Annotated in this window: 13 protein-coding genes; 2 read left to right on the top strand and 11 right to left on the bottom strand. The window is 60.5% G+C overall.

Annotation, left to right across the window (positions count from 1 at the left end; all coding sequences use genetic code 11):
- From pabC to GVN17_RS18840, 8 genes are all read right to left on the bottom strand, one after another.
- On the bottom strand, positions 1-816 hold the full coding sequence (pabC, locus tag GVN17_RS18875; RefSeq protein ID WP_166596800.1) for an aminodeoxychorismate lyase: 816 nt from the start codon (positions 814-816) through the stop codon (positions 1-3).
- Positions 816-2,060 carry a beta-ketoacyl-ACP synthase II gene (gene fabF / locus GVN17_RS18870; RefSeq protein ID WP_166596767.1) on the bottom strand — a complete coding sequence of 415 codons (1,245 nt, stop codon included), beginning with the start codon at positions 2,058-2,060 and terminating at the stop codon, positions 816-818. The genes pabC and fabF overlap by 1 nt, the downstream gene beginning before the upstream one ends.
- 107 nt (positions 2,061-2,167) lie before the next feature.
- Positions 2,168-2,404, bottom strand: coding sequence for an acyl carrier protein (gene acpP, locus GVN17_RS18865; RefSeq protein ID WP_081567453.1), 237 nt, complete (start codon positions 2,402-2,404; stop codon positions 2,168-2,170).
- 186 nt (positions 2,405-2,590) lie between these two features.
- Positions 2,591-3,328 (bottom strand): 3-oxoacyl-ACP reductase FabG, encoded by a 738-nt coding sequence (gene fabG, locus GVN17_RS18860; RefSeq protein WP_166596766.1) that lies wholly within the window; start codon positions 3,326-3,328, stop codon positions 2,591-2,593.
- 13 nt (positions 3,329-3,341) lie between these two features.
- Complete coding sequence (gene fabD / locus GVN17_RS18855) at positions 3,342-4,280, bottom strand: ACP S-malonyltransferase (RefSeq protein ID WP_166596765.1); 939 nt, start codon at positions 4,278-4,280, stop codon at positions 3,342-3,344.
- A gap of 118 nt (positions 4,281-4,398) precedes the next feature.
- Positions 4,399-5,406 (bottom strand): phosphate acyltransferase PlsX, encoded by a 1,008-nt coding sequence (gene plsX, locus GVN17_RS18850; RefSeq protein WP_166596764.1) that lies wholly within the window; start codon positions 5,404-5,406, stop codon positions 4,399-4,401.
- Between the two features lie 4 nt (positions 5,407-5,410).
- Entirely contained in the window at positions 5,411-5,593 is a 183-nt protein-coding gene (gene rpmF, locus GVN17_RS18845; protein ID WP_003179396.1) for a 50S ribosomal protein L32, read from the bottom strand.
- A 13-nt stretch (positions 5,594-5,606) separates the two neighbouring features.
- Positions 5,607-6,134 carry a YceD family protein gene (locus GVN17_RS18840; RefSeq protein WP_166596763.1) on the bottom strand — a complete coding sequence of 176 codons (528 nt, stop codon included), beginning with the start codon at positions 6,132-6,134 and terminating at the stop codon, positions 5,607-5,609.
- Positions 6,135-6,240: 106 nt separating this feature from the next.
- On the opposite strand from GVN17_RS18840, the gene GVN17_RS18835 reads away from it, so the two are divergent.
- Entirely contained in the window at positions 6,241-6,819 is a 579-nt protein-coding gene (locus GVN17_RS18835) for a nucleoside triphosphate pyrophosphatase (RefSeq protein WP_166596762.1), read from the top strand.
- A 61-nt stretch (positions 6,820-6,880) separates the two neighbouring features.
- Here the strand turns inward: GVN17_RS18835 and sppA are convergent, their stop codons facing one another.
- The 3 genes from sppA to rluC are packed head-to-tail and all read right to left on the bottom strand — an operon-like array spanning position 6,881 to position 9,506.
- Positions 6,881-7,873 carry a signal peptide peptidase SppA gene (sppA, locus tag GVN17_RS18830; RefSeq protein ID WP_166596761.1) on the bottom strand — a complete coding sequence of 331 codons (993 nt, stop codon included), beginning with the start codon at positions 7,871-7,873 and terminating at the stop codon, positions 6,881-6,883.
- Positions 7,874-7,879: 6 nt separating this feature from the next.
- A complete protein-coding gene (locus tag GVN17_RS18825) occupies positions 7,880-8,557 on the bottom strand; it encodes an HAD-IA family hydrolase (RefSeq protein ID WP_166596760.1) in 678 nt (225 codons plus the stop codon).
- Entirely contained in the window at positions 8,547-9,506 is a 960-nt protein-coding gene (rluC, locus tag GVN17_RS18820) for a 23S rRNA pseudouridine(955/2504/2580) synthase RluC (protein WP_166596759.1), read from the bottom strand. The genes GVN17_RS18825 and rluC overlap by 11 nt, the downstream gene beginning before the upstream one ends.
- A 715-nt stretch (positions 9,507-10,221) precedes the next feature.
- Between rluC and rne the strand changes: the two genes are divergently transcribed.
- Positions 10,222-13,467: a ribonuclease E gene (rne, locus tag GVN17_RS18815; RefSeq protein WP_218576292.1), complete on the top strand. Its 3,246-nt coding sequence runs from the start codon at positions 10,222-10,224 to the stop codon at positions 13,465-13,467.
- Positions 13,468-13,526: the final 59 nt, after the last annotated feature.

Here is a 13,526-nt window from a genome sequence, read left to right as displayed (position 1 = left end):
TCAGATATCCAGAAGCCCGCGGACAAGGTTTTGCAGTTTACGGGTGACAGGGCCAACGGGCCAGTTCAGTTGCTCGAAGGCGCGCACTGGCCAGATGCCGTACACGCTGTTGCACACGAACACCTCATCAGCTTTTTGCAGGTCCGACAGGCTCAGGTCCAGGGCACGTGCAGGCAGGTTGTTCTGCTCAGCCAAGGCCAGCAACTCTGCTCGCATGACCCCGGCCACGCCGCAGCGGGTCAGATCCGGCGTCAGCAGCACGCCGCCCTTGATCATGAACAGGTTGCTGTAGACGGCCTCGACGACACGGCCGGAGGTATCGCGCATCAGGCCTTCGGCGTGTTCGGCATCGTTCCACTCGGCGCGCGCCAGCACCTGCTCCAGACGATTGAGGTGCTTGAGCCCCGCCAACAGGGGTTGCTCAGCGAGGCGCGTGCGACAGGGAAATAACCGAATGCCGTGTTCTGCATGAGCCGCAGGGTAGGCAGGCAACGCGCTGGATTGAAGCAGCCGCCGAGGTTGGCCCCCCGAGGTCGGCGCATAGCCACGCAGACCTTCGCCACGGGTGACGATCAGCTTCATGACCCCTTCGTTCATCTGCGCCGCGAACGCCAGGCACTCGCGTTCGATCAGTGGAAGATCGAGCGTCATGGCCAGGCGTTTGCCACCCCGCGCAAGACGCTCCAGATGCCGTTCGAAGAGCAGTGGCTGGCCCGCCTTGACCAGAATGGTCTCGAACAGGCCGTCGCCGTAGGCCAGCCCCCGATCCTTGACGGACAGGGCGTCGGCCGGCACGCCATCGATCCAGCTCGGGATCATTCCGCGAACCGACGGAACACCAGCGAGCCGTTGGTGCCGCCAAACCCGAAGGAGTTGGACACCACGACATCGATCGGCATGTTGCGGGGCTCGTGAGGCACGAAGTCCAGATCGCAACCTTCGCCCGGCTCATCGAGGTTGATGGTCGGTGGAGCCACCTGACCATTGATCGCCAGCACGCTGAAGATCGCTTCGATGGCACCGGCCGCGCCTAGCAGGTGACCCGTCATGGACTTGGTCGAACTGACGGCCAGCTTATAGGCATGCTCACCGAACACCGATTTGATCGCGTGAACTTCGGCCAGGTCGCCTGCCGGGGTCGAGGTGCCGTGGGCGTTGATGTACTGCACTTCGTCCGGACGCACTTTGGCATCGCGCAACGCATTGGTGATGCAGCGGGCCGCACCAGCACCGTCTTCCGGTGGCGACGTCATGTGAAACGCGTCGCCGCTCATGCCGAAACCGATCAGCTCGGCATAGATGGTCGCACCACGCGCCTTGGCGTGCTCCAGCTCTTCGAGCACCAGCGCACCGGCACCGTCGGACAGCACGAAACCGTCACGGCCCTTGTCCCACGGACGGCTGGCACGGGTTGGTTCGTCATTGCGGGTCGACAGCGCGCGGGACGCGCCAAAGCCGCCCATGCCCAGACCGCAGGCCGCCATTTCTGCGCCGCCGGCGATCATCACGTCGGCTTCGTCGTACGCAATGTTGCGCGCCGCCATGCCGATGCAATGGGTGCTGGTGGTGCACGCCGTGGCGATGGCGTAGTTCGGCCCCTGCGCGCCCAAGTGGATCGACAGGAAACCGGAAATCATGTTGATGATCGAGCCCGGCACGAAGAACGGGGAAATCTTGCCCGGCCCCTGGTCATGCAGCAAACGGCTGGTGTTCTCGATGTTGGTCAGGCCGCCGATACCGGAGCCCATGGCCACACCGATACGCTCGCGATTGGCGTCGGTGATTTCGATACCCGCGTTACGCACGGCCTGAAAGCTGGCCGCCAGACCGTATTGAATGAAGAGATCGAGACGCCGCGCTTCTTTGGGCGACAGGTAATCCTCGACCTTGAATCCTTTGACCGAACCGCCGAAGCGAGTCGTGTAAGCCGAAAGGTCCGTGTGTTCGATAAGGCCAATGCCACTCTGGCCAGCCAGAATGCCTTGCCAGGTACTGGGCACATCGTTGCCCAATGGCGTCAGCATACCCATACCGGTGACCACGACGCGTCTACGCGACACAGGACTCTCCTTTTTTCTATTGACGAAACGCTGCACTGTTTAAAGAAAAAACCGCACGCCAAAGGCAGTGCGGTTTTTCCCTGACAGCGAGCAACGATTACAAAGTCTTAAGCCTGGTGGGCAGTGACGTAATCGATAGCAGCTTGAACAGTGGTGATCTTCTCGGCTTCTTCGTCAGGGATTTCGGTCTCGAATTCCTCTTCCAGAGCCATGACCAGCTCAACGGTGTCAAGGGAGTCGGCACCCAGGTCTTCAACGAAAGAAGCGGTGTTGGTGACTTCTTCTGCCTTGACGCCAAGTTGTTCGGCAACGATTTTCTTGACGCGCTCTTCGATGGTGCTCATACCGTGTGTTAACTCCTAGTGGACAAATTCGGGCAGCTGGCCGGTGGGTAAGTGTATAGAAGAGGTTTTGCGCATTTCAAGCTAAACGCAATTCCCGCTACGCCCATCGACCCTCTGCCCATTAATAGATTTCAGCTTTATAACGGATTTTAGACAGCCCGTATGACATTTTTTCGATACGGGAAGTCACATGTACATGCCGCCGTTAACGGGGATTGTAGCCCCGGTAACGTAGCCTGCACCTTCCGAGGCAAGAAAAGCGACCACGTGCGCGATCTCTTCGGCCTGCCCCAATCGACCCAGTGGAATCTGGGTCGTCAGGGAATCACGTTGTGCTTCCGGCAACTCACGGGTCATGTCGGTATCGATGAAACCCGGCGTCACCGAGTTCACGGTCACTGCCCGCGAACCGACTTCACGCGCCAATGCGCGGCTGAAACCTTCCAGACCCGCCTTCGCGGCGGCGTAGTTTACTTGACCGGCGTTGCCCATGGCACCTACAACCGAACCAATGCTGATGATACGCCCCCAACGCGCCTTGGTCATACCACGCAGGACGCCCTTGGTCAGGCGGTACAGGCTGGTCAGGTTGGTGTTGATGACGTCATGCCACTCGTCATCTTTCATCCGCATCATCAGGTTGTCACGGGTGATACCGGCGTTATTGACCAGGATCAACGGTGCGCCAACGCGCTCGGTGATCTGTGCCAGAACGGCGCTGACCGACTCATCGCTACCGACGTCCAGTGCCAGGCCGAAACCTTCGATACCGTTTTCCTTGAAGTAGGCGGTAATTTTCTCGGCACCGGCTTCGGACGTCGCAGTGCCGACCACGATGGCACCATTACGGCCCAGTTCCAGAGCGATAGCCCGGCCAATGCCACGGCTCGCGCCGGTGACCAGTGCAACTTTACCCTGACTCATGCAATTCTCCTTATCAGGCCAGCGCCGCACGGGTGGCGGCGAAAGCATCGGGGGTATTGAGGTTGGAAGTGTTGACGCCCTCGGCGCAACGCTTGTTCAGACCGGCCAGCACTTTGCCCGGACCGCATTCCACCAGTTGCAGCGCGCCATTGGCGGCCAGGGCCTGGATCGACTCGACCCAGCGAACCGGTTTGTACAACTGTTGCAGCAAATCGGTTTTCAGCGTTTCAAGGTCCGACACCACGCTGGCGCTGACGTTTTGCACCAGCGGGATCTGCGGCGCCTGCCAGTCGATGGCGGCGATGGACTCTGCGAAACGCTCAGCCGCTGGACGCATCAGTTCACAGTGCGAAGGGACGCTGACGGGCAACGGCAGTGCGCGCTTGGCGCCTTTGGCCTTGCACACGTCAATGGCGCGATCGACCGCAGCCTTGGCACCCGCGATCACCACCTGGCCCGGCGAGTTGAAATTCACGGCGCTGACCACATCCTCCTGGGCCGCTTCGGCACAGGCAGCGATGACGTCGGCGTCTTCAAGACCGAGAATGGCCGCCATGCCGCCCTGCCCCGCAGGCACGGCTTCCTGCATCAACTGACCACGACGTTCCACCAGCTTGACCGCGTCAGCCAACGACAGGCTGCCTGCAGCGACCAAGGCGCTGTATTCGCCCAGGCTGTGACCGGCGACGAACCCAGGACGCACGCCACCTTCGGCCAGCCACAGACGCCACAGAGCGATCGATGCGGTCAGGATGGCAGGCTGGGTTTTGTCGGTCTGATTGAGGCTTTCTTCCGGACCTTGTTGGGTCAGTGCCCAGAGGTCATAGCCCAATGCGTCGGAGGCTTCTTTGAACGTGTCCAGCACCAACGGGTACTGCGCGCCCAGTTCGGCGAGCATGCCGAGGGACTGCGAGCCCTGGCCCGGAAAGACGAATGCGACGGAAGCAGACATTGAAAAGCCCCTGATTATTGTCGTCTGAAAAAACGCTCGACCTGGCCGAACGCGAGAAAATTCAAAGTGTTACGACTGGCCAGTAGGATGACCCGCCAGTCACGAGGGTCACATTCTACTACAGCAATTCTTCCAGGCGCCCATGGAGACGCTCCGGCAAATTCTCCTGAATTTCGATCAAGGCCCGCTGAATGGCGCTCTGGAAGCCCTGAACCCCTGCCGAGCCATGACTCTTCACCACAATGCCCTGCAAGCCAAGAAAACTGGCGCCGTTGTGCCGTGCTGGTGCCAGATCAGCCTTGAGCCGCTTGAGCAACGGCATCGCCAACGCACCCACGGCCTTCGACAGCACATTCTGTCGGAACAAGGTTTCAATTCGCTCACCGATCATGGTCGCCAGACCCTCGCTGGATTTCAGCAGGATATTGCCGACGAACCCGTCACAGACCACCACGTCCGCCTCCCCGCGATACAGGCCGTCGCCCTCAATGAAACCGATGTAATTGAGGCCCGGCGCGGCCTGTAACAGGCTCGACGCCAGCTTGACCTGCTGATTGCCCTTGATGTCTTCGGTGCCGACGTTGAGAAGTGCGACTTTTGGCCGCGCCACGCCCAACGCTTCAGCGGCCACCGAGCCCATCACGGCGAACTGATACAGATTCTCTGCGCTGCAATCGACGTTAGCGCCCAGATCGAGCAGCTGGCAGTAACCACGCTGCGTTGGAATGGCAGCGACCATGGCGGGACGATCGATGCCCGGCAGGGTCTTGAGGACAAAACGCGACAGCGCCATCAGGGCCCCGGTGTTGCCTGCGCTCACGCAGGCCTGCACCTTGTCCTCGGCCAACAGACGCAATGCGACACGCATGGAAGAATCAGGCTTGCCCCGCAACGCCAGAGACGGGCGATCATCCATGGTGATGACTTCGCTGGCGTTCACGACGAGCAGGCGAGACCGATCGACACCAGAGTGGCGGGCGATGAGTTCTTCAAGAAGGGATTCTTGACCGACGAGGGTCAGGTGAAGCGAGGGTGTAGCGAGCAGGCAGGCAATACTGGCCTGAACAATGCTGCGGGGACCGAAGTCCCCGCCCATTGCGTCGATCGCGATGACCGGAGCGGACAAGAAATTACTCGTCAGCGCCCTTGTCGATCACTTTACGGCCACGGTATACGCCTTCTGGCGATACGTGGTGACGCAGGTGAACTTCACCGGTGGTTTTTTCTACAGACAGGGTGCTAGCCTCGAGAGCGTCGTGAGAACGGCGCATGTCACGGGCAGAGCGGGATTTTTTGTTCTGCTGAACAGCCATAATTGATTAACTCCTAAACGTTTGGGTCACGCTTTAACTGCGCCAATACACTGAACGGGTTGGACCGCGTTACCTCGTCCACGCTCGGTTCGGGCTCATCGGCGCCCGCCGGCTGCTGGCATTCTTTCGGATCATGAAGAGGCACGATGGGCAAGGCGAGCAGAAGCTCCTCCTCGATCAAGGCCTTCAGATCCAATGGATCTTCGCCGAGTTCCAGCACGTCATAGCCTTGCGGCAACGACTGGGTGTTTGCACCCTCCTTCACCACGGCGTAACTGCATTCGCTGTGGATCGGCAAGGTGACCAGCTCAAGACAACGCTGGCAAACCATTTTGACTTCAACGTCGATTTCGCTGTGGATAACCACGGCGCGTCGCTCGTCTTTTTCAAAAACGAATTTCGCCTGCACTGTACCGAGATTGTCAGCAAGCGGGTCGCAGAGTCTCTCCAAATCAGCCAGCAGCACTTCGCCCTGAAGGGTAGTGCCACGATCAGCTAATTTGCGTGGGTCAACGTGAGGTGGAATCGGGTCATTCAACATAGGCGCAGCATTCTAGGGATGACCCCGACGACTGTCAAAGGAAATTCAGGGCTGTTCGCAACCTGACCTGCTGATTACACTCGACTTTCACGTTTCGGAGAACCCCATGCTGCCTCTGCTCCTTGCCTCCAGCTCGCCTTATCGCCGGGAATTGCTCGAACGCCTGCGCCTGCCGTTCGTCTGGGCGTCGCCAGACATTGATGAAAGCCACCGCCCGCTGGAGCCGGCCTCCGAACTGGTAAAGCGCCTGGCCGGGGAAAAAGCCATGGCCTTGGCCGCACAGTATCCGGATCACCTCATCATCGGCTCCGACCAGGTGGCCGTGCTGGACGAGCAGATACTGGGCAAACCTCACACCTTCGAACGCGCCCTGCAGCAGCTCAGCGACAGCAGCGGCAAAAGCGTGAGCTTTCTGACAGGCCTTGCGCTGTACAACAGCCAGACAGGCCAGTGCCAGGTCGATTGCGTACCGTTCACCGTGCACATGCGCGACCTTGATCACGACCGCATCAGCCGCTACCTCCACGCCGAGCAACCCTACGATTGCGCGGGCAGCTTCAAGGCCGAAGGACTGGGCGTGAGCCTGTTCCGCAGCACCGAAGGCCCCGACGCCACCAGCCTGATCGGGCTTCCTTTAATAAGGCTGGTGGACATGTTGATGGCCGAGGGCGTGGCGATCCCGTAATTCTTTTTTGATTGCCACAAAAAAACCCGACCAATGGCCGGGTTTCTCACACACAACGAAATCAGCGCAGCGACGGGCCTGTGAAGCCTGCCCACATTGCGATCTGCTCGGCAACGCTGGAGCCCAGCTTCTTGGAGAAGCGGTCGAACGGTGATTCCTGAACGGTGTAATCCACCAGGTTTTTCTCGCCGATCACGTCGCGAGCGACTGAGCTGGCACTGCCCAGCCCATCGACCAACCCAAGACCCACCGCTTGTTCGCCAGTCCATACCAGGCCGGAAAACAGCTCGGGATGGTCTTTGTCTTTCAAGCGGTCACCCCGCCCTGCTTTCACGCTGGCAATGAACTGCTTGTGAGTGGTGTCCAGAACGGTCTGCCAGAACGCGGTTTCATCAGGCTTCGGCGCCTGGAACGGGTCGAGGAACGCCTTGTGCTCACCCGACGTGTACGTACGGCGGTCCACACCCAATTTCTCCATGGTGCCTACGAAACCGAAACCGGCCGCCGTCACACCAATGGAGCCCACGAGACTGGCCTTGTCCGCGTAAATCTGATCCGCCGCACTGGCGATGTAGTAAGCGCCCGAGGCGCCAAGGTCAGTGATCACCGCGTACACCTTGATGTCTGGCTTCTTGGCGCGCAGGCGGCGGATTTCGTCGTAAATGTAACCCGACTGCACCGGGCTACCGCCGGGACTGTTGATGCGCAGGATCACACCCTTGGTCTTCTCGTCGTCGAACGCGGCGCGCAGGCTGCCGACAATGTTGTCAGCACTGGCCGCTTCGGTGTCGGCGATCATGCCTTTCACTTCGATCAGCGCCGTGTGATTGCTACTGCGCGACGCGCTTTTGCCGAAGTCCATCAGCGGCGAGAACATGGCGAGCGCCACGAACAGATAAATAAAGGTCAGGGATTTGAAGAAGATCCCCCAGCGACGAGTGCGCCGATGCTCTTGAACATTCGCCAGCAGCGTCTTTTCCAGCAGTTTCCAGCTCTTTGCATCACCTGCCTCGTCCCGCTCTTGCGAAGACGGTGATTTCCATTCATCCGACATACAGCTTTACCCCAACGAAGACTCAACAACGCGCGCACACAGCCAGGTACGCAACTCGGAAAAATGATTGATGGCCAGTCGCGGCTCGTATTGCAGCAGGGAATCCAGCGCCTGAGCGCCATACCCGACGGCGACCGAATCCATCCCGGCGTTGCGGGCCATCTGCAGGTCGAACGACGCATCGCCGACCATCAGCGCTTTTTCGGGCGCGACGCCACAGTGTTGCAGGATTTCGTTGAGCATCAGCGGGTCTGGCTTGCTGGCCGTTTCATCCGCCGCACGGGTGGCGTCGAAGTAGTCGAGCCAGCCATGGGCCTTGAGCACACGATCCAGCCCGCGTCGGGCCTTGCCGGTCGCGACTGCGATCCGGTAGCCCTCGGCCCGGAAGGCCTCAAGGGACTCACGCACACCCTCGAACAGCGTCGAAGGCTCAACGTCCATGGCCATGTAACAGTCGGCGTAGTGCTGACGAAAATCGATCAGATCGTTGCCGGAAATGTCCGGGTACAACGTACGAATCGCTTCCGGCAAGCCCAGGCCGATGATTCCCTTGACGGCCAGATCGTCCCGCACCGGGCGCCCTGCCCGCAATGCGGCTTCGCGCATGGCGTCGACGATACGGCCAACGGAGTCGGACAGCGTGCCGTCCCAGTCAAAAATCAGCAGTTCGTAATCACGGCGCACTCAACAATCGCTCCACGGTCTTGGCCCACATTTCATCGACGGGCGCTTGCAGTTCCAACTTGCCACCATCGGGCAATGGCACGACCAACGCATAAGCATGCAAGAACAGACGCTTGCCGCCAAGGTCGCGAATCTCGCGGGTAAAATCCTCGTCGCCGTACTTACTGTCCCCAGCGATGCTGTGTCCGGCGTGCAGCGTGTGCACACGAATCTGGTGGGTACGCCCGGTGATCGGACGCGCCTCGACCATGGTCGCAAAGTCGCCGAAACGGCGCAGCACCTTGAACAGCGTCAGAGCCTCTTTGCCCTCTTCGTTCACTTCGACCATACGCTCGCCGGAGCGCAGGTTGCTTTTAAGCAGCGGTGCACGCACCTGCTTCTGGGCCGTTGGCCAGTTGCCACGGACCAGCGCCATGTAGCGCTTATCCACACCATCCCCACGCAATTGCTCATGCAAATGCCGCAACATGCTGCGTTTCTTCGCGATCATCAGCAAACCGGACGTGTCACGGTCCAGGCGGTGCACCAGCTCCAGCTCCTTGGCATCGGGACGCAACTGACGAAAGGCTTCAATGACCCCGAAACTCAGGCCACTGCCGCCATGGACCGCGATGCCAGCGGGCTTGTTGAGGACGATCAGGCCCTTGTCTTCATAAACGATGGCCGCTTCCAGGCGCTGTAACAGACCTTGCGCCACCGGCACAGGTTCGTCGCGCTCAGGCACCCGAACGGGTGGAACGCGCACAATGTCGCCCGCCTGAAGCTTGTACTCGGGCTTGGTCCGCCCCTTGTTCACCCGCACTTCGCCTTTGCGCAATATGCGGTAAATCAAGGTCTTGGGAACGCCCTTGAGGTACGTGATCAGAAAATTGTCGATGCGTTGACCGGCGTATTCCGGCGCAACCTCTACCAGCTGGACGCCGGGGGTTGGGGGGGTGATATTCGTCATGGCGCAAATCATAACAATTTTTTATGGATTTGAAGCACTTAATGATTGCTGCTATAGTCGCGAACGCCGCCAAAAGCGGCCTGGACAGCGGACAAACGGTATGACAACCGGCCCTGACCAACGCAATTCACGAGGGCGCGAGGCCGTCCTACGAGGCTTTCGGTGACAACGGAAGATCAGTGAGCGTAACGAGCGCAGGTGACATGAGGCCTGAAACAAGCCGGATCGCAGAGTGAAACACTCGCCATCGAGGCCCACGTTCAAGGCCAGTTCACAAAGTGCAGTCGCTGGCGATCGCTCCGGGCGAATGTGTCGGAAACCACGCCTTAATTTGAGCCATGAGGCGCGGACTTCCCATCGAAGTCCGCGTAAATGCAAACCCGCTGCGGATTCAGCGCGCGGCAGCACCCGAATTATCAGGGATACGTGTGGGGTGGAGACGCACAACCGTCGGACTGTGTAGCAAAAGGCTTTATAAAGACGCTTCATATCGTCCGCTACCGATGGTTGATTCCTCCTCCTGACAAAGCTTTTGCTGACAGGGTGTCATTTGTCACCACAGCAAGCAGGAAACGTCGTCGCGACGATGGCCCCTTTGGCCGGACATCGCTAGACACTGGAGTGTCCAAGCACTCCTGACGCGCCCTGACACCGACCGTGAGAAGTCGTGTGTGCCGAACGCCGTTTCCGGCAGCCCGGAAACCGACGGTACTACATGAAAAGAATGCTGATTAACGCGACTCAACCTGAAGAGTTGCGTGTTGCGCTGGTAGACGGCCAGCGCCTATACGACCTGGACATCGAATCCGGGGCCCGCGAACAGAAGAAGGCCAACATCTATAAAGGCCGGATCACGCGTATCGAACCGAGCCTGGAAGCGGCCTTCGTCGACTTCGGCTCCGAGCGTCACGGCTTCCTGCCGCTGAAAGAAATCTCCCGCGAATACTTCAAGAAGTCCCCGGAAGGTCGCGTCAACATCAAGGACGTCCTGAGCGAAGGCCAGGAAGTCATCGTTCAGGTCGAGAAAGAAGAGCGTGGCAACAAGGGCGCAGCCCTGACCACCTTCATCAGCCTGGCCGGTCGCTACCTGGTACTGATGCCGAATAACCCGCGCGCCGGTGGCATCTCCCGCCGCATCGAAGGCGAAGAGCGCAACGAACTGCGTGAAGCGCTGAACGGCCTGGTCGCCCCTGCCGACATGGGCCTGATCGTTCGTACTGCCGGCCTGGGCCGCAGCAGCGAAGAAATGCAGTGGGACCTCGATTACCTGCTGCAACTGTGGACCGCCATCAAGGAAGCGTCCCTGGATCGCGCCGCGCCGTTCCTGATCTATCAGGAAAGCAACGTCATCATCCGCGCCATCCGCGACTACCTGCGCCAAGACATCGGTGAAGTCCTGATCGACAGCGTCGAAGCCCAGGAAGAGGCCCTGACCTTCATCCGCCAGGTGATGCCGCAGTACGCCAGCAAGATCAAGCTCTACGAAGACAGCGTCCCGCTGTTCAACCGTTTCCAGATCGAAAGCCAGATCGAGACCGCCTTCCAGCGCGTGGTCGAACTGCCTTCCGGTGGCTCCATCGTCATCGATCCGACCGAAGCCCTGGTGTCCATCGACATCAACTCGGCGCGCGCCACCAAAGGCAGCGACATCGAAGAAACCGCCCTGCAGACCAACCTTGAAGCGGCTGAGGAAATCGCCCGTCAACTGCGTCTGCGCGACATCGGCGGCCTGATCGTCATCGACTTCATCGACATGACCCCGGCCAAGAACCAGCGCGCCGTGGAAGAGAAAGTCCGCGAAAGCCTGGAAGCCGACCGCGCCCGCGTTCAAGTGGGCCGTATCTCGCGCTTCGGCCTGCTGGAAATGTCCCGTCAGCGCCTGCGTCCATCTCTGGGTGAGAGCAGCGGCATCGTTTGCCCGCGCTGCAACGGCACCGGCATCATCCGTGATGTTGAATCGCTGTCGCTGGCGATTCTGCGCCTGATCGAAGAAGAAGCCCTGAAAGACCGCACTGCCGAAGTGCGCGCTCAGGTACCGATCCCGGTCGCCGCATTCCTGCTCAACGAAAAACGCAACTCGATCACCAAGATCGAACTGCGCACCCGCGCCCGCATCATCATTCTGCCGAACGATCATCTCGAAACGCCGCACTTCGAAGTGCAACGTCTGCGTGATGACAGCCCGGAAGCCCACAGCCTGCAGTCCAGCTACGAGATCGCCGCGGCCGCTGCTGAAGTGGAAGAAGTGCAGCCTACCGCCGCGACCCGCACCCTGGTTCGCCAGGAAGCTGCGGTCAAGACCGCACCGGCTCGCGCCAACGCGCCTGTGCCGACCGAAGTCGCCGCACCGGTCGCGCCAGCACCGGTCGCTCACGAGCCAAGCCTGTTCAAAGGTCTGGTGAAATCCCTGGTCAGCCTGTTCGCGACCAAGGAAGAGCCTGTTGCCCCAGCCGCCGTGGTTGAAAAGCCAGCTGCCGAACGCCCTGCCCGCAACGAAGAGCGCCGCAACGGTCGTCAGCAGAGCCGCAGCCGTAACGGTCGTCGCGACGAAGAACGCAAGCCACGTGAAGAACGTGCACCGCGTGCCGAGCGTGAAGAACGTGCGCCGCGCGAAGAACGTGCCCCACGTGAAGAGCGTGCACCGCGTGAAGAACGCGCCCCTCGTGAAGCCCGTGAAGACAGCGCTCCACGTGAAGAACGCGCACCGCGTGCTCCGCGCGAAGAGCGTCAGCCACGTGCCCCGCGTGAAGACCGCAAGCCTCGTGAAGAGCGCGTGCGTGAACTGCGCGAGCCTCTGGATGCTGCCCCGGCCGTCAACGTGCCTCGCGAAGAACGTCCTGAGCGCGCACCACGTGAAGAGCGTCAGCCGCGCCCGCCGCGTGAAGAACGCAAGCCGCGTGAAGAGCAGACCGCTGCTGCCGAAGACGAAACCTTGCTGAACAATGAAGAGCAGCAGGACGACAACCAGGAACACGCCGAAGGCGATCGTCCTCGTCGTCGCTCCCGTGGCCAGCGTCGTCGCAGCAACCGTCGTGAGCGCCAACGTGATGCCAACGGCGATGTGATCGAAGGTTCGGAAGGCAACGAAGGCGAAGAAAATGCTGACGAAGCCTCGAACGAAGGCGTTCGTCACGAAGGTAACCGTGCAGAAATCGCTGCAGGTCTGGCAGTGACTGCGGCCGTCGCCGAAACCGCGATCAGCGCGCACGCCGAAGCCGACGCACACCGCCAGGCTGAGCGTGCAACCGCTGCCGTTGAAGCCCCGGCTGTTGAAGCAGCTCCGGTCGAGAAAGCCGACGTCGTCGAAGCACCTGCCGTTGAAGCGCCCGCCGTTGAAACACAGGCGTCGACCGCCAAGCGTTCGATCATGCCTGAAGTGGAAGTGGCTCAGTTCGATGCGTCCCTCAGCCCATTCGAGCGTCAGGTCAAAGCGGCAGCCGAACAGGTCGATCCACCTGTCGTAGCCGAAGCGCCTGCGGTCATTGAAGCGCCGACGCCTGCGCCTGTCGCAGAAGTGCAGGCACCGGTTGAAACGCCGAAGGCTGTTGAGCCGGTCGTAGAGAAGCCTGCTGTTGAAGCGCCCGTTGCCGAGGCTCCCGTAGCCGCAGCGCCTGTCGCGCCAGCACCGGTCGTCGAAGCACCCGCCGAAACGGCCGCGCCGGAAATCGTTGCCGCCCCTGTTGCTGCCGAGCCAGCGCCAGTTGCAGCCGAGAAGCCAGCACTGCCGCAAGCCAGCACGGGGCGCGCACCGAACGATCCTCGCGAAGTTCGCCGTCGTCGTCTGGAAGCCGAGCGTCTGCAAAAGGAAGCCGAGGCTAACGCCGCTGCTGCCCCGCAAGTCGCAGAACCCGCACCTGTCGAAGCGGCTGCTCCGACCGTCGAGCACGTTGCCTCCACTCAGGAAGCCGTGACCGAGCACGCTGAAGCCGGAGAAAGCAAAGAGCCTAAACCGCTCTCGTAATCTTCACGAAACGAAAAAGCCTCACCTGTGAAAGCAGGTGGGGCTTTTTCATGCCTGCG

Origin of the sequence: Pseudomonas sp. SLFW, assembly GCF_009905615.1 — a bacterium.
GTDB lineage: Bacteria > Pseudomonadota > Gammaproteobacteria > Pseudomonadales > Pseudomonadaceae > Aquipseudomonas > Aquipseudomonas bambusae.
The sequence above is the reverse complement of the archived record's forward strand: the minus strand, read 5'-3'. Positions and strand labels throughout refer to the sequence as shown.